General features: G+C 65.4%; 17 protein-coding genes and 2 pseudogenes. 12 read left to right on the top strand and 7 right to left on the bottom strand.

What is annotated here, in order from left to right:
• Window positions 1–70: 70 nt before the first annotated feature.
• A complete protein-coding gene (msrA, locus tag ABZ815_RS00480; protein ID WP_357692378.1) occupies window positions 71–733 on the top strand; it encodes a peptide-methionine (S)-S-oxide reductase MsrA in 663 nt (220 codons plus the stop codon).
• A 74-nt stretch (window positions 734–807) separates the two neighbouring features.
• Here the strand turns inward: msrA and ABZ815_RS00475 are convergent, their stop codons facing one another.
• Window positions 808–1,980, bottom strand: a complete 1,173-nt coding sequence (locus ABZ815_RS00475) for a Fic family protein (protein WP_357692377.1) — start codon at window positions 1,978–1,980, stop codon at window positions 808–810.
• A gap of 312 nt (window positions 1,981–2,292) precedes the next feature.
• Here ABZ815_RS00475 and ABZ815_RS00470 point away from each other — a divergent pair.
• Window positions 2,293–2,400: pseudogene (locus tag ABZ815_RS00470) on the top strand (peptide-methionine (S)-S-oxide reductase); the annotation flags it as partial.
• 1,290 nt (window positions 2,401–3,690) lie between these two features.
• Here the strand turns inward: ABZ815_RS00470 and ABZ815_RS00465 are convergent.
• The 3 genes from ABZ815_RS00465 to ABZ815_RS00455 all read right to left on the bottom strand — a co-directional run bounded on the left by ABZ815_RS00465 (window position 3,691) and on the right by ABZ815_RS00455 (window position 7,178).
• Window positions 3,691–4,659: an ankyrin repeat domain-containing protein gene (locus ABZ815_RS00465; RefSeq protein ID WP_357692375.1), complete on the bottom strand. Its 969-nt coding sequence runs from the start codon at window positions 4,657–4,659 to the stop codon at window positions 3,691–3,693.
• 1,022 nt (window positions 4,660–5,681) lie between these two features.
• Window positions 5,682–6,134 carry a signal protein gene (locus ABZ815_RS00460; protein WP_357692373.1) on the bottom strand — a complete coding sequence of 151 codons (453 nt, stop codon included), beginning with the start codon at window positions 6,132–6,134 and terminating at the stop codon, window positions 5,682–5,684.
• 342 nt (window positions 6,135–6,476) lie between these two features.
• Entirely contained in the window at window positions 6,477–7,178 is a 702-nt protein-coding gene (locus ABZ815_RS00455) for a hypothetical protein (protein WP_357692372.1), read from the bottom strand.
• A gap of 251 nt (window positions 7,179–7,429) precedes the next feature.
• On the opposite strand from ABZ815_RS00455, the gene ABZ815_RS00450 reads away from it, so the two are divergent.
• The 5 genes and pseudogenes from ABZ815_RS00450 to ABZ815_RS00430 all read left to right on the top strand — a co-directional run bounded on the left by ABZ815_RS00450 (window position 7,430) and on the right by ABZ815_RS00430 (window position 10,012).
• A complete protein-coding gene (locus tag ABZ815_RS00450) occupies window positions 7,430–8,305 on the top strand; it encodes a GNAT family N-acetyltransferase (protein ID WP_357692370.1) in 876 nt (291 codons plus the stop codon).
• A 16-nt stretch (window positions 8,306–8,321) separates the two neighbouring features.
• Window positions 8,322–8,428: pseudogene (locus ABZ815_RS00445) on the top strand (peptide-methionine (S)-S-oxide reductase); the annotation flags it as partial.
• Between the two features lie 73 nt (window positions 8,429–8,501).
• Entirely contained in the window at window positions 8,502–8,774 is a 273-nt protein-coding gene (locus ABZ815_RS00440; RefSeq protein ID WP_357692368.1) for a helix-turn-helix transcriptional regulator, read from the top strand.
• A gap of 224 nt (window positions 8,775–8,998) precedes the next feature.
• On the top strand, window positions 8,999–9,454 hold the full coding sequence (locus ABZ815_RS00435; RefSeq protein ID WP_357692366.1) for a helix-turn-helix domain-containing protein: 456 nt from the start codon (window positions 8,999–9,001) through the stop codon (window positions 9,452–9,454).
• Window positions 9,455–9,457: 3 nt separating this feature from the next.
• The gene (locus ABZ815_RS00430) at window positions 9,458–10,012 is read left to right on the top strand and encodes a PIN domain-containing protein (protein WP_357692364.1); all 555 of its coding nucleotides are present in this window, start codon (window positions 9,458–9,460) and stop codon (window positions 10,010–10,012) included.
• Window positions 10,013–10,117: 105 nt separating this feature from the next.
• On the opposite strand, the gene ABZ815_RS00425 is transcribed toward ABZ815_RS00430, so the two are convergent.
• Window positions 10,118–10,816 carry a DUF4143 domain-containing protein gene (locus ABZ815_RS00425; RefSeq protein WP_357693530.1) on the bottom strand — a complete coding sequence of 233 codons (699 nt, stop codon included), beginning with the start codon at window positions 10,814–10,816 and terminating at the stop codon, window positions 10,118–10,120.
• Window positions 10,817–10,823: 7 nt separating this feature from the next.
• Between ABZ815_RS00425 and ABZ815_RS00420 the strand changes: the two genes are divergently transcribed.
• The 3 genes from ABZ815_RS00420 to ABZ815_RS00410 all read left to right on the top strand — a co-directional run bounded on the left by ABZ815_RS00420 (window position 10,824) and on the right by ABZ815_RS00410 (window position 12,610).
• A complete protein-coding gene (locus ABZ815_RS00420; RefSeq protein WP_357692362.1) occupies window positions 10,824–11,021 on the top strand; it encodes a hypothetical protein in 198 nt (65 codons plus the stop codon).
• A gap of 482 nt (window positions 11,022–11,503) precedes the next feature.
• On the top strand, window positions 11,504–11,770 hold the full coding sequence (locus ABZ815_RS00415; protein ID WP_357692360.1) for a hypothetical protein: 267 nt from the start codon (window positions 11,504–11,506) through the stop codon (window positions 11,768–11,770).
• Between the two features lie 210 nt (window positions 11,771–11,980).
• The gene (locus ABZ815_RS00410; RefSeq protein ID WP_357692358.1) at window positions 11,981–12,610 is read left to right on the top strand and encodes a GNAT family N-acetyltransferase; all 630 of its coding nucleotides are present in this window, start codon (window positions 11,981–11,983) and stop codon (window positions 12,608–12,610) included.
• Window positions 12,611–12,837: 227 nt separating this feature from the next.
• Here ABZ815_RS00410 and ABZ815_RS00405 read toward each other — a convergent pair whose 3' ends face one another.
• Window positions 12,838–13,260: a MarR family transcriptional regulator gene (locus ABZ815_RS00405; protein WP_357692356.1), complete on the bottom strand. Its 423-nt coding sequence runs from the start codon at window positions 13,258–13,260 to the stop codon at window positions 12,838–12,840.
• Window positions 13,261–13,329: 69 nt separating this feature from the next.
• On the opposite strand from ABZ815_RS00405, the gene ABZ815_RS00400 reads away from it, so the two are divergent.
• On the top strand, window positions 13,330–13,719 hold the full coding sequence (locus ABZ815_RS00400) for a PPOX class F420-dependent oxidoreductase (RefSeq protein ID WP_357692354.1): 390 nt from the start codon (window positions 13,330–13,332) through the stop codon (window positions 13,717–13,719).
• A gap of 10 nt (window positions 13,720–13,729) precedes the next feature.
• Here ABZ815_RS00400 and ABZ815_RS00395 read toward each other — a convergent pair whose 3' ends face one another.
• Complete coding sequence (locus ABZ815_RS00395) at window positions 13,730–14,323, bottom strand: XRE family transcriptional regulator (RefSeq protein WP_357692352.1); 594 nt, start codon at window positions 14,321–14,323, stop codon at window positions 13,730–13,732.
• A 94-nt stretch (window positions 14,324–14,417) separates the two neighbouring features.
• Here ABZ815_RS00395 and ABZ815_RS00390 point away from each other — a divergent pair, with 94 nt between their 5' ends.
• Entirely contained in the window at window positions 14,418–15,392 is a 975-nt protein-coding gene (locus tag ABZ815_RS00390; RefSeq protein ID WP_357692350.1) for an NAD(P)/FAD-dependent oxidoreductase, read from the top strand.
• Window position 15,393: the final 1 nt, after the last annotated feature.

Below are 15,393 nucleotides of genomic sequence, written 5' to 3'. Positions count from 1 at the left end.
TCCCGCTACCCACGCCACGCCGCCGCCCGCGGCGCTGCGTAAGGTAGAGACACCTGATGGAGGTGGCACGATGGGCTGGCTGTTCGGCGGCAACAAGACATCGATGGTCCGTCCCGAGGACGCCCTGCCGGGCCGCTCGGAGGCGATGCCCGTGCCCGCGCGGCACGCGGTCCTGGACGCTCCGCTCGCCCCGCCGTACCCCTCGGGCCTGGAGGTGGCCGACTTCGGCCTGGGCTGCTTCTGGGGAGCCGAGCGCAAGTTCTGGCAGACGCCCGGCGTGGTGACGACGGCCGTCGGCTACCAGGGCGGCTACACCCCTAACCCGACGTACGAAGAGGTCTGCAGCGGCCTCACCGGACACACCGAGGCCGTCCGGGTGGTGTTCGACCCGGCCCAGGTGTCGTACGAGGAGCTCCTGAAGGTCTTCTGGGAGGCCCACGACCCGACCCAGGGCATGCGCCAGGGCAACGACGCCGGCACCCAGTACCGGTCGGCGATCTACTACCACTCGCCGGAGCAGGAGAAGGCGGCGGAGGCGTCCAAGGCGGCCTACCAGCAGGTCCTCACCCAGGCCGGCTACGGCCCCATAACCACCGAACTAGCCCAAGCCAAGCCTTTCTACTACGCCGAGGATTATCACCAGCAATATTTGCACAAAGTGCCCAATGGGTACTGCGGCATCGGTGGCACCGGGGTGGCTTGTCCGGTCGGCCTGACCTCTGGCGAGGCCTGAGGTAACGCGCCGAGGAGAGCGGCACCGGATCGAGTCGATGCCCGGTTTGGACGCTCTGTCGCCCGAGCTGGGACTCAAGGAGCTGTGGCAAGACGCGGACGCATCCACGGATACGGATCAGTGAGCGGCGTGCGTCTTGCCCGACGGTTCTGCTGAATCCGCTGCAGCGACTCTCCGGCGGTGTAGAAGCGTCCCCTCCCGTTGCCATGAGGGACAAGGAGTCCAGCGTTGGCAAGGGCTGCCAGGTCGCGCGTGGCGGTCTGATCCTCGACGCCGGTTCGCTTCAGGTAGCCGGCGCGCCGTACCCGGTAGCCCAAAACAGCCTCGAACAGGGCGTCAAGCGCGCGCTCGGGCAGTGAGTTTTCTGCGATGAGAGTATCGAGTTCGGCCCAGGTGGTTCCCGCCTCCCGTACTCGCTGAGCCACAGTCTGGGCCTGCATGTGGTGGGCGCGTAGATTGAATGAGATCCAGAGGTGGGCATCGTCACGCGGCTGCCACGAACCGTGGCCGGTGAGGGCCAAGGCGGCGTAGTAATCCTCGGTGTTCGCCCCCAACCACTCTTCGATACTTGAGAACTCCGGCTCTCCGATGTCTGATCTCGTCAGTACAGAAGTCGCAAGAGCGCGGGCCATACGGCCGTTGCCGTCGCGAAATGGGTGGATCATGACGAGGTTCAGATGTGCCATGGCTGAGCGCACCACGGGATCGATCTCTGGTTCCGCATGGAGGCTCTCGACCAGCGCGTCCATGAGCGCTGGAACATCGCCAGCATCTGGGCCCTCGTAGACCACTTGATCCTTGCGATCATCGTGTACGAAGACCGAGCCCTTGCGGTAACGGCCGGGGGACTTCGACGGCTCATGTTGCAGCATCATGTAGTGCATCGCGCGAATCTCGGTGGAGTCGAAAGTCGAATAATCGTCTTCGCCCATCGCGAGAACATAACCCAGCGCCTGACGGTAACCCTGAATCTCCAGGAAGGTCCGCTCATCGGCACCGATCGGCTCTTCGCCGTCCAGCGCGGCCACGGCGTCATCCTCGGCGACTTGATAGCCTTCAATGCTGTTGGACCCGCGGATGGCCCGAGCCAAGGCCGACCGACGCAGCCCGCCTTGCCAGCGTTTGGGCGTTTTCAGGACATGCCGAAGTTGCTTGCGCATCTGGTGAATCTCGCCCAGGACGCCGCGGTCCTCTGTGGTCAACGTAGGAGTGACGTAGATCGCGAGATGTCGCGATGATGCCTTCATCTAGTCATGATACCCGCTACTTGAGTACTTGAACTAAACATCGTCAGCGGCCACGTGGCTGGAGACGGGCGGTGGTTCGCGGACAACGACGGATGCGGTCGGTCGGGCTGACTCAGGGCGGTGGAACGTTGCGGCGAGTTCCCTCGCCTCGATCTCGGCATTGGTCATGGCGAGCCGCGTGCCATCGAAAGAGCGAACGCCGTGGTGCTCGTCTGCCTCCGTTCGAAGTCCATGCTTGACCTCCACGAGGCCGTCGACATGTGGGCTGAGTGCCGGTCGAAGGCCAACTGAGCAGCACATCTATGACCTGAAGCAAAGCGCTACCACCAGCAGTACTTGTACAAAGTGCCCAACGGGTACTGCGGAATCGGCGGGACCGGTGTGGCCTGTCCGGTGGGCCTGACCTCCGGCGAGGCATAGACCTGCGGAGATAGCTAGATCCTGGCCCGTGGTCGCCCGGTACGTCCGGCGTCGATCATGGGCCAGAGCCGTCTTCGGCGGCAACCTTCACTACAAGGTCAAGCCGCCGCCCGATGGGCGGCGGGTGGCGGGCCGGTCCGGGCGGGCATGCGCCCTCTCCGGGCCGGTCCCGCCCGGCCACCCCGCCGCCCATCGAACGTAGGCAGAACCGCGTGCAGGACATTCACCATCCGGGATGCCGACGCCCGGACAGAGCCGACGGGGTTAAGACATGCCTCCGGCGGGAGCACTCCGGCACCGAGGTGATCGCCACACGGCCCTGAAGGTTGATGGGTGGCTGGGGGCTGATCACCTCGCACGCCATCGACTCAGGCAAGCCCAGCAGGCCGGGTCCTCCGTATCAAGCCCGGCTCTGACCGCAGGACCACGCATGATCGAAGAACGGCGACCGGCGAACGTACACGCGAAGCCGAGCTTGACACTCCGTCTCCGGCCCACTGCCGCTCCGCGGTGAGTCGCCGGCGTACGGGGTGATCAGGAGTGGAGCCTTGGGGCCGCAGGCGCGAGAACAAATGCCTCGCTGTTGCTAAACTGTTATGCTCTCTAATTTGCAAGTTGGTTATGTCTGGCGAGTGCGATGTGCAATTGAGGGTAACGCTCTCTCACCTGCGATTTGGAGTGTCGAGGGCCGCAATCCGTTGCCCTACCTGTGCATACTGCAGGTGATTTACTCGCCTCTGTTGTTTAGATAACAGCATCTCGCTTATCGCGGTACCTGCTTCTCGCGCAATCTCTCGGCTGTAGCATCGTGCCCTGAAATAGTCCCGCCACAGGTGCCTCCAAGCTTCCCTGTGGCGGGCGTGAGCATCCGTCAAGGGAGTACTCGATGCAAACACTACAGGTCGGAAGCGGGCCACTCGTCATAGCTGCTGTAGTCGCAGCCCTTGTAACGGTGCTCATAGTGACTGGCCATGGTGGGGAGGCTCCGCTTGTCGTTGGTGCCGTGTCCATGGTGCTCGGTCCGTACGCAAACAGGGCCAAGCCTGGAGAGAAGAAGGGGGCGACGACGTCGAGTGAGTGACGAAGTGGGTGACAATCGCGGCGGACGCTCCCGGACGTCCTGAGACGGTTGAGGATCCCTCGCTGGTCAGACGGCGCTTGTCCCGTGTTGAGGGCGCGGGGTATGTGGCTTCGCAGCGAAGGGGTCAGAGGTTCGAAATCTCCTCATCGCGCAACCGAGATAATGGCCCGGTTCCGGATCACGGCGTCGGGCGCTCCCAAGCCGCTTGATCAGTTCCACCAGTCCCGCTCGGGCAGTCGTAGCCAGGTGCCGGGTGGGCCAGTGATCGGCCGGGCGTCGGCCAGGCGCAGGTCTGCACCGGCGCAGCAGAACGCTGGCGGGTGGTTGCGGTAGAGGTAGGCGGCGAGAGTCTCCTCAGCAGGGGCGTCAGTGGGAGTCATGTAGGCGGTGTGCGCCTCCCAAGCTACGATCGTGCCCTCTCGGGCGATGTGTCCGCTGATGCCGCCCTTGGGGTTGGAATACAGGCTGTAGCAGACCGTGCCCGACGAAACACGCTTGACCAGGCCGGGAGTATGGGCGGTGTATCCCCAGGGCTGGGTGATGACGCAACTGCCGGGCACGTCGGTGATGCCGACGATCCGGTCGGCGTCCGGGACGTCGTACCAGGCCTCGTACAGGGCGTCGATGTTCACGTTGTCGTTCGGTGTGGCTTCAAGGCGGGCTGTGGCTTCGGCTGCGCTGATGCCGGCCACGCAGGCCAGGCTCAGGCCGTCGTAATAGAAGTCTCCCAGCGCGGGGATCAGCCGTTTGGCTTCCGCTGCGGCGGCGGCCTCGGCCTCGGAGAGTCCGATCTCCGGTGAGGGAATCTGGAAGAGGCCGGGAGTGGGTCCGGCCAGGCTGAGGCGGCCGGGGGACCAGCCGTCCATCATGGGGCGCCACGGGTCTGCTCCAGCGGCGACGAGGGCTCGGGCGTTGTCCTCGCGTCCTTCGAAGACGGCCATCCAGAGCGCGGTACGGCCTCGATGTTCGGCATCGACATCGTCAACGCGCGTGGCCAGTTCGGCGACGACTTCGGGCGATCCCCGATCAGCCGCGACGTGTAGCGGCTTGTCGAAGACATTCACGCCGGAGTTGGGATCAGCCCCTGCGGCGAGCCGGTCGCGGATCAGGTCGAGGTCTGCCCATCCGTCTCCGCCATAGCCGACAATCCACCATCCGCCGTCATCGGTGGCAGTCATGGCACTCCTCGAACAACGCGGGGACACATGCGTTACTGATCATGGCCTACGGGGCCGACAATTCTGGTTGGTATCTCGCGTGCAATCGCATGTCTGGCAGTTCACGTTGGTCCAGCCTCGGGCATGCCACGCGATTCCACGTCCTGTGATCTTGCTAACGCGGATGCTGACAACGGCTTTGGACACTCGTGGATGCACATGGATGACCAGGCCACCATGGTGGTGCGCAAGCTGGGTTGGCGGAGGTTCGTGGACACCTGTGGACGATCATGTTCTCACCCGTAATGAAGTGGTCCGCGGCTCGACCAAGTAGGGCGTGAAGGGTTCCCCCGCTCTACTTTGGGCGTACGGCCACCTCTGCGAGCGATGCACGGATGGTCAGGCACAGCGTGAAGGTGTACAGGGTGAACAGGTCGGCGCCCTTCCAGTCAAAGAGCTCGACCTGTCCAGGCGGAGCATCACGGTGAGAGGTCACGCAGTCGTGGCCTTCCTGATCCTCGCGCCATTCGACGAGGCGGACATCTTCGAACCGGGAAGACCACGACAGGTGTCTTCGACAGCTCGGGTGGAGTCCAATGCGGGTCGTAGACAAACTCCAACTCCAGCGCTGGCGGTCTGCCGGGCTGGTAGGTGAAGCGTCTGAAGTCGGCGTCGTGCAGATAGATGTGGGCGGAGTCCTCGGTCCAGAACTCATACAGTCCTCCGTTGGAGGTGACGCCACGATCCCTGTCCTTGGTCACGCCGGCGAACTCAGTCGCTGACATGAGGACATGGTCCCGCACACTTGAGCGATCTCGGAAGCCTTATTGGCTGGTGACAGCAGTGCTGACAGCAATGTCCCCGCACACGGGCGCACTGCGGCTACCATCCACACGTTCCTGACCACTGTCTTGACCAGCCGAGCAGGCTGATCGGTCCGCCTGAAAAGCGGACGGTCGCCCCACAGCTACAGCAAGGGCATGGGGTCGGCCATGGCCATGCGTACAGCCAGGGATTTACTGACAGCTTGCCTCGAGGTGCACTTATGCTTGCTGCTCGGCTCCGACGATCAGGGTGTATTCAACGCCTGCGCGAAAGCCGTCTGAGGATCCGCGAATCGTGAGCTTATGGCGGCCTGGCTGTAACGGCTGGAGGCGCACCCAGATGCCGCAGGCGTAGTACTCAGCGGTTCCTTCCTCACTGGTCAGCGGATTATCGGCTACACCGGTCACCGCAACGTTTTCCTCTTCCATGCGTTCGGAGGTGACCGGCTTTCCATCCAGTGCGGCCTTGCCTTTCGCGGTGGCCATGAACTCCTTGCATGACGCTTCGGAGCCGACCTGGTTCACCAAGGGAAACACCACTGGTCGCTTTGCGGGCAGCTTGCATGTCCGCTGCACGATGCCGCCGAAGGTGCCGGCGAGGAACCACACATCCTCCGGTTGGCTGCGATCGCAGAACTCCCCGGTCGTGTCCATCACAGGGTTCGTGTCCACGCCTTCCGAGGCTGCCCAAGTCCACCAGCGCCCCTGGATCGACTCTGCTGACGGAGAGATCGGCTTCGGTTCCGCGCTTCCGTCCAGGACGATCTGGGACGACTCACAGCCAGCAAGAAGACCGAGGAGCAGCAGGAGGGGCAAAGCAGATCTTAGAGACATTCAGGAATCATAAGGCTCCTGATGGGACGCATCCGAACGTGCGAGGTACTCGCCTCTGCCGCAGCACGGAAGTACAGCAGCGCCACTCAGCAGCTCATCACTTCATACGCCAACGCATGCTTGACCGCCACCACAACCGCTCGACCACGGTCATCCCTTTCACCTGAAATCAAGGGCTCATCAACGCCCAAGCGGATTCACGGAGAGCCAATCGGAATGGCTGGCTTTGAGCTGGTCGCGTTCTTGGGCGTTGGCCAGGCTGACGTCGGCACCGCCGTCGTAAGGGTGGGACAGGCAGCGCAGGTCGGTGTCCATGATGATTACATCGGAGCACTCGAATTCGGCGATCGCTCGCAACAGGGGGTCCAGGATCCCCGGTTTCCACTGCTGCCGGCCGATATGCACATCCATAGTGCCGCCCGGGTCCGAGTCGTCGTCATCGCGGACTTTCGTCCACAAACGGGAGCCGGGGTTGCGGGTATGTGGTGGATCAGTGGTGGACAGTTCGGTGAAACCTTCATCCGGAACGTAGCTCGTGATCCCTGCCAAGGAGTATCGGGACGGGCTGCCGGGCGAGTGCCATGCTGCGTACGACGAGTTGCTGGGCCGGGCGGTCCGAACTCGCCGGCTGGACTTTGTGGAGTCCACCGCGGAGTCGCACGTGACGGCCAGTGCGCGGATGCTGGACGACGCAGAGGTGTTGTTCGCCGTCTGGGCGCCATTGATCACCACTACACGGGTGCCGGCGAGGGCTTCCCTCGCCATGGCCGCCGCGCGATGAGGGAAGAGCGTGAGTTCATCCGTGTCCACGGTGCGGAATACTCCGCACCGACATGCAGTGATGGCAGCTTTGTCGTACAGGTCGTGGCGGATCTGCCGCATCTGTAGTGGCTGATCTGCCGAGCAGCGGCCCGGCCTCTCGGTCAGGAGTGCGGGAGGAGACGCCGTACATGATTGCGAGATGTTCGCCTCAACCTCCCCCGAGGCACTGTCAAGGGTGCCGTCCGCTTCGGTCTTACACCACAGGACGCGCCGGGTCGCCCACAGGTGGACAAAAGGTCCACTAAGCTCTTCCGGTGATTTCCTGCCGTGCGATCGTCCCTGCGGAGCTGGACCGTGTGACCTCGTGGGTCGTGACGGAGCCCGTCGGTTGGATCTCCGCCGACCGTTACCTCGCAGAACTGGCCGAGAACATGTACCGGTCGGAGTGGACGTGGATCGCCGAGGTCGGTGACCGGGTCGTGGGACGTGCGCTGTGGTGGGGGCCGAGGGGCAGCGCGTATCCGGTCGCGCTCGACTGCCTCGACGTGGATCCCGCAGTGGGTGAGCGCATCGTCGTCGCCACCGAACTGATCAGGGCCGCACTGGCAGTGTTCCCGCAGCCGGTGCAGTACGCGATCAAGGCGTCCGGCGGCTGGCGTGACGATCCGGTCACCTCGGCGGCCGTGGAATGGCGGCGAAAGGCAGCACACGCGGCCGGCCTCAGCCGGGAGGTCGAGCGGCTGCAGTTCGAGTGGGCGCCGGCTGACGGGATGCCTCCAGCGGCCGGGGCGCTGCGGTTCGCCGAGGCGTCCGATGAGGAGTTCCTGGCGGTGTTCAGGAGAATCGCCCAGGGCAGTCTGGACTTTCAGACCCGAACGAAGGTGGCGGCCAAAGGCGTGGACGCGACCGCGCGCGAAGAGATGGACTTCTATCTCGGCGCGCCGGGCAAGCGGGAGTGGTGGCGGATCGCCTACACGTACGAGGGCGAGGTGGCAGGCATGGCGATCCCCTCGGCGACGCCGTACAGCGTGAACGTCGGATACCTCGGGGTGGTCCCGGAGTTCAGGGGGCGCGGATACGTGGACGAGGTACTCGCCGAGATCACCCGCATGCATGCGGCCAACGGAGAGTCGCGCATCACAGCCACCACCGACGTGGGCAACGCGCCGATGGCGGCCGCGTTCCTGCGCGCCGGGTACCGCAACACAGAGATCCGGATCAACCTCTCCAACGACCTCCAGTCTTAACGATCTGTTGCCGGGAGCGGAGCACTACCACCAGCAATATCTTTTTAAGGTCCCAACGGGTACTGCGGCATCGGCGGGACCGGAGTCGCGTGTCCAGTGGGTCTGACGTCCGGCGACGCGTAGGGTCGCGAGCCCGTCCACCGGAGTCCCGAGAACGTTCGCGTCGTCTTCTTGCCGCTGGTGCCGCCATGGGTAGTTGCGTTATCGACGGCTGTCCGGGCCCGGGGCGGCCGAGGCATACGATGCGGCTCGTCTCGCCTTCGAGCTCGGTCGGGCAGTACGACGGATGCCGGAATCTCGTGGATGGAGCCAGAGTGACCTGGCTCGTGCGGCTGACATGACACAGTCAGCAGTGGCCCGTCTTGAGGGGGGAGGCACTGTGCCGATGCTGCCGGTCCTCGAGCGACTGGCCAGGGCGCTGGACGCCGAGACTGGAGGTGCCATCAGTTCACGCTCTCCCGCGACCTGAGCCGGATGTATCGCGCGAGATGAGTTGTCGCCCAGTTCGGGGCCGCCCTTCCCGCACCGGCCTCGCGGAGATCCACACTTTTTGGCTCATCCGGACGTCTGGGGCAGCGGCGTGTCCATGATCCGTTTGATGGCCGCCTTCGACCGTGTGCGCCCGCTAGCCGCTAGCGATTTCGCTTGCGTTTATTTCGTCTGTTGCGGATACTGCGAAGAGGGGGTGACGTCATGACTGACGTGCAGGCCAAGCGAGTTCAGCCGGGAAGCATCGATGCCGAGGTAGCCGGTCGCGCGGTACGCCGAATCAAGGATTACCTCATGCGGTATCCCGAGCAGCCGACCGTACATGTCGTCGGTGAGCACGGGGACGAGGACCCCTTGATCCTGCCTCGTGAAGCCGTGACTCTGCTTGCCTTCATCCTCGCCCAAGCAGCCGAAGGGCGCGGAGTCACGGTGATTCCGTCGCATGCTGAGCTGACGACACAGCAAGCGGCGGACATGCTGAACGTCTCACGCCCGTATGTGATCAAACTTTTGGAGACGGGAGAAATTCCCTTCCGGTTGATCGGCAAGCACCGCCGAATCAAGTACGAGGATCTCCAGGAGTACAAGCGTCGCGATGACGCCAAGCGCCGGACCGTGGCCGACGAACTCGCTGCGCTGGGGCAAGAGTTGGGCATCTGAGCCATGACATTCGTGGTGGTCTACGACGCGAACGTGTTGTACGGCAACACCCTGCGTGACCTGCTCATTCGTCTCGCCATGACAGGACGGGTGCAAGCCAGGTGGACCAACGGCATCCTTGACGAGATGCAGCGCAACCTTGCCGCCAACCGGCCCGACATTCCTGCGGAGAAGCTCGACAAGCTCCGCTGCCTGATGAACTCCGCTGTCCGAGACTGCCTCGTCGAGGGATATGAGCCACTGATCGAAGGGCTGAAACTACCCGACTCCGATGACAGGCATGTGCTGGCTGCGGCGATCAAGGTGGGCGCGAAGGTCATCGTTACGTCGAATCTCAAGGACTTCCCTGCCGACTACTTGGCTCCATGGGATATCGAGGTGAAGTCACCCGATGACTTCGTGCTGGACCAAATCGACCTGGACGGAAGGGTCGTCTGGGCCTGTGTGCAGCAGATCGCGGACTCACGGACCAGCCCGCCGGAGACCGTTGATGATGTGCTCGACGCTTTGGAGGCGGCGGGTCTCGTCGAAGCGGTTGCTGCCCTTCGAGCCGGCTAAACGCTACCACCAGCAGTACTTGTACAAAGTGCCCAACGGGTACTGCGGTATCGGCGGGAGCCGGCGTGTCCTGCCCCGTCGGTCTGGCCTCCGGCGAAGCTTGACCTACCGGGCGAGCCGTGCCGCGAGGGCCCGCGTTCGGGGACACATGAGCCCGTCCAACAGGTCGTGGAAGACGCGGTCCACAATGCGGATAGTGGAAGAGCGCGCATGCGGTTTCCGAAGGGAAGCGTTTCCTGGCCCACGTACAGGACGTACCCGGCAATGAGCCGGTCGCCCAGTTTGCGGGCCGCCCCTGAAGTCATCGGCGCGTACGGTTTCGGTCGCCTTGACTTCGATGCCGATGATCTCGCCAGAGGCCCGTTCGAGTATGCCGTCGACTTCGACCCCATCTCGATCTCGGTAGTGATAGAGCCGTACAGGCTCCTCGGACCACGTGAGCTGGCGGGCCAGCTCGCCAAGGGCGAAGTTCTCGATCAGCGGACCCACGGGTGCCGTTATGTCGGCCACTCGGGACGGGGTCAGGCCTGCCAGATGGGCGCCAAGCCCGGAGTCGACCAGCAGCAGTTTGGGGGTCGCGATCGCGCGTGTGGTCGCGTTGGACGACCAAAGCTGTTGGAGTCGTGGAAGCTTCCCTTCCGACTGATCGGCAAGCACCGCCGGATCACTTTCGAGGATCCCCAGGAGTGCAAGCGCCGTGATGATGCCAAGCGCCGATCGGCTGCTGACGAACTTGCCGCCTTGCCGCGCTGGGGCAAGAGCCGGACATCTGAGCGGTCGTCCCGATTGGGGGGCGTCTAGCATCGTGAGCATGAATGAGGCCACCACCGTAACGCTCCCGCACGGCCAGAACCTCAGGTGCGACACGTGTCAGGGTGAGATCTTCGAGTCCCGTCAGTGGAAGTTGCAGACCACCGGGATGACCTTCATGGGTCTGGACTGGGCCAACCGAGACGCGACCTGCTTCGTCTGCACCACTTGTCGGCGGATCCACTGGTTCCACCTGTAGAGGCGGAACTGCTGCAGATCGTCATGTGGTTCGCCGTCTGACGTGGTGGCGTGGGATGCCTGTCCAGGTGATTTGGTCCGAAGGGGGTCCGCGAGACCGGGAGCCGCGTTCCCGATGTGTACCCGGCCCGGAGACCCGAAGACGGAGTTGTGGTCGGGCTGTCTTCGATGGCCTTTACGTCAGTTAGTGAACTGGCAGCCTTTACGCGGTGGTGGTGATGGCCGTTGTCATACGAACTGTAGATTCGTCTGCGCTGCCTGGCTTGCTCTGCTCCGGAGCTGTTCGGCTCTGTTTGTGTCCGGGGGGTCGGTGAAAATCTGTACCCCGAAGAGGAAAGAGGTTTGGCGTGGGGAGAAGGAACCACACCTGATCTGCGATATGGCCCGCCGTCTTTGCCATTCGCCTGTCACTGTGCTCATGTCAGAGTCCGTGCCGGGTCTCCGGGGCGGCATCTTCTTCCCTGTGTGGAACAGGCAGGAGTCGTGAACGTAGAGGCGCAGATCCTCGAGGTGTTGCTACGCGTCCAGGCGCTCGAGACGAGTAGCCGCACCGTGGATGACATCACCGTGATCAGCATTGTTCTGATGATGACCGAGCTCGCTGCCTTGCAGGACGAGTTGAGGCAAGATTTCGCGGCCGTGGTCGACGAGCTCACTGCCTTGCGGCATCACATCAACGACCATTTCAACGGCCCGCGCTGTGAGTTCCTGCGCCGCCCCGGCACTTGGCAGCGACCAGAGAGCAACTAGCGGGTCGGAGCCGGGTGAGAAGGCCTTCGGTTGTGGTGGAGATGCTGTCTGCGCCCTGCCGGAGGTCTTCACGTTGCACGTTCTGTGGACGTCGGCTGCGCGTCAAGTAGATCATGGGGTGTGCAGAGAAGTTCGGTGGGGCGGGCGGGGCGGTTGTGGGCGGGGCTGGCGGGGGTTCCGGTCGTGTTTCCTCAGCGGGGAGAGGTGGCGGTGACCGCCTCCGCCGGGTCGGTATTGTGTCCGCCCGGGTGGACAGGGATCGTCGTCCTGGGTGGAGCGGCGCTGGTCACGGTGCCTGAGGCAGGCTTGGTGGGGCCGGTGCGGCGTGCTCTGACCGGCTGTCTTGGTGAGGATGGCGTTGATCTTGCGCGGCTGTCCGAGCGGCTGGAGGTTCGTGAGGTTCTGGGGCCGGCGACGCTCGCGTATCTCGATGCTGACGAGTTCGTTCCCTGCCATGTCGGGGTGGACGTCGAACGTTTGGCGGTGGGGGATCGGGATGTCTCTGGGCTGGTGGCGGGGGTGGACGAGCGGGATGCCGATGAGAGTGGGTTGGAGGAGGTCGGGTCGGGGGTCTGGGTGGTTCGTGAGGGTGGTGACGTGGTCGCCGCCGCTGGGTATCGGACCTGGTCGGGTGTGGCGGCGCATCTGTCCGTACTGACTGCTGGGGAGTTTCGGGGGCGGGGGCTGGGGAGGGTGGTGGCGTCGGCGGCGGTGGCCGACGCGCTGGGTGAGGGGTTGTTGCCGCAGTGGAGGGCGCGTCCGGAGGCGTCGCGGCGAGTGGCGCGAGCTCTCGGGTTCCGCGAGTTGGGGTCTCAGGTGAGTCTTCGCGTGGAACGCTGACCGCTTTTCGGCTGACCGAGTGGGTGGGTGGAGTCGTGGGGCCGTCTACTCCTTCGCGATCGCCTTCACCTTGCCCGTCTGCGCAGCCGCGCGGTGCGGGTGGCGGCGGCCGTCGCGGTCCTCGCCTGCCGTCGTTGCACGTGGTGGGGAGCGAGTGGTTCGAGGTCGCGGTCGTCGGCTCGCGCCTGCTGAGCCCGTCTCGCGGATGACGCCGGGACGGGCAGGGGTCAGATCGCGGCGGTGAAGCGGGCCAGGAGGGTGCGGAGGGTGGCGCGTTCCTCGGGGGTGAAGGCGTCGGCGATCCTGCGTTCGATGATCACGGCGGCCTCGTCCGCCACCCGGAGCGCCTCGCGGCCCGCGTCTGTGAGGTGGGTCTCCAGCATGGTGCGGTGCCATTGGTGGGGGGAACGTTCGATCAGGCCGTGTTCCAGCAGGTTCTTCAGTACGACGTTCATGGCCTGCGGGGTCACCAGGCACTCCCTGGCCAGGGCGGCGGCGGACATGCCGGGGCTGGCGTCGAGGGCGAGCAGGGCGGCGTACTGGGGGACGGTCAGCCCGGCGATCTTGACCGCCGCGTGCTTGGCCGCCATGAGTCGCTGCTCGGCGCGCTTGACGTCGAGGCCGAGCCGCTCCTCCGGGGGCATGTCCATGCAGGGAGCCTACAAGCCGGCACGCCATACAAGCCCGTATAGATATCAAAGCTTTGATAGTGTGCCGCCATGTCTGTGATTCCGGAGAGCCACCTCGACCTGCTGACCCGCCCCCTGTACGCCCACCTGGCGACGTTGATGCCCGACGGCACCCCGCAGGTGACCCCTGTGTGGACCGTCTGGGACGGCGAGTTCCTGCGCTTCACCACCACGAACGACCGGCAGAAGGGGCGCAACGCCGCCGCCCGCCCGTACGTGGCCATTTCCGTCAACGACCCCGACCGGCCGTACCGCTACCTGGAGGTCCGGGGCACGGTCGAGCGCGTCGAGCCCGACCCTCAGGGTGACTTCTTCGACGTCCTGGCCAGGCGGTACGGCCTGGACTACGAACGGCCGGTCGGCGACGCCGAACGCCGGGTGGTCATCGTGGTGCGGCCCACCCGCTGCACCAGCCAATGACCGGGCACCTCTAGGACGGCTGCCGGGAGCGGGGCTGGGCGCGCATGTGCATGCGTTCGCCCTGCCGTCCGAACAGGTTGAGCACCTCCACCGGTTGATCGCCCGCGGGGCCGAACCAGTGGGGCAGGTGGGTGTCGAACTCGGCGGCCTCACCCGGCCCCAGGATCAGGTCGTGGTCGCCCACGATCAGCCGGACGCGCCCCGAAAGCACGTACATCCACTCATAGCCCTCGTGTGTGACCGGCTGCGGCCGCTTCTGGTCGGCGGGGATGACCGACTTCCACGCCTGCAAAGGGCCGGGCTGGGTGGTCAGGGGCAGCACGGTCCGGCCGTTGCGGACGACCGGTTTGAGCCGCACGCGCGGATCGCCCACCTCCGGCGCGCCGACCAGCTCGTCCAGCGGCACCTGGTGCGCCTCCGCGATCGGCAGCAGCAGCTCCAGGCTGGGACGGCGCTGCCCCGACTCCAGCCGCGAGAGCGTGCTCTTGGAGATGCCGGTGGCCTCGGCCAGGGCTGCCAGGGTCACGCCGCGCTCGGTGCGGAGATGCCTGAGCCGGGCGCCGACCTGGGCCAGCGTGGCGTCTATCCGGGATTGCTGTTCCATGAGGCCCATTCCACCTCCGCTGTCCCGGAAATGGCAACAGAAGTTGTCATCTCCGCGTGCCGGATCGCACCATCGGGGCCAGGAGGTGATCGTCATGACCAAGGCGATGAACAGCAAGGACACCGAGCACGACGTGGTGGTGGTCGGCGCGGGGGCGGCCGGACTGAACGCGGCTCTGCTGCTCGGGCGGGCGCGGCGCAATGTGGTCGTCGTCGACGCGGGCGCGCCGCGCAACGCCCCGGCCGCGCACATGCACGGCTACCTGTCCCGCGACGGCCTGCCGCCGTCGACTTTGCTGGAGCTCGGACGGGCCGAGATCGCCCGGTACGGCGTGCGGCTCGTCCGGGCGCGCGTGGACGAGATCGAGCCGGGCCCGTCCGCGTGGCAGGACGGCGAGATCGGGTTCTCCGTGCGGTTGGAGGGCGGCCCGGTGCTCGGTGCGCGTCGGCTCCTGGTCGCCACCGGCCTGTACGACGAACTCCCCGCCATCCCCGGCGTACGGGAGCAGTGGGGCAAGGACGTCCTGCACTGTCCGTACTGCCACGGCCACGAGGTCGGCGACCGGCCGCTCGCGGTGCTCGGCACGCATCCCAGGGCGGTCCACCAGGCCCTGCTCCTGCGCCAGTGGAGCGACGACGTCGTCTTCCTCGCCCACACCCTCGACCTGACGCCGGCGGACCGCGACCGTCTGGAGGCCCGCGGCCTGCGCATCGTCGAGGGTCCGATCGACCACCTCGTCGTCGAGGACGGACGGCTGCGCGGCGTCGAGCTCGCCGATGGACGGGTGCTGCCACGCGCCGCCGTGTTCCTGTTCCCGCGCATGGTGCCGAACGACCGGCTGCTCACCCGCCTGGGCTGCGAGAAGGACGACGCCGGCTGGGTCGTCACCGACCGCACGGGACGGACGAGCGTGCCCGGCGTCTGGGCGGCGGGCAACGTCGTGGACCCGCGGGCGCAGGTCGTCACGGCGGCGGGGATGGGGGCGGCGGCCGCTTTCGCCGTCAACGCCGACCTGGTGGACGAAGAGGTCCGGCACGCCGTCGAGCGGCGCCGCGCCCCGGCTCGCTAGC

The organism is Nonomuraea sp. NPDC047529 (genome assembly GCF_040642995.1).
Classification (GTDB): domain Bacteria; phylum Actinomycetota; class Actinomycetes; order Streptosporangiales; family Streptosporangiaceae; genus Nonomuraea.
The sequence above is the reverse complement of the archived record's forward strand: the minus strand, read 5'-3'. Positions and strand labels throughout refer to the sequence as shown.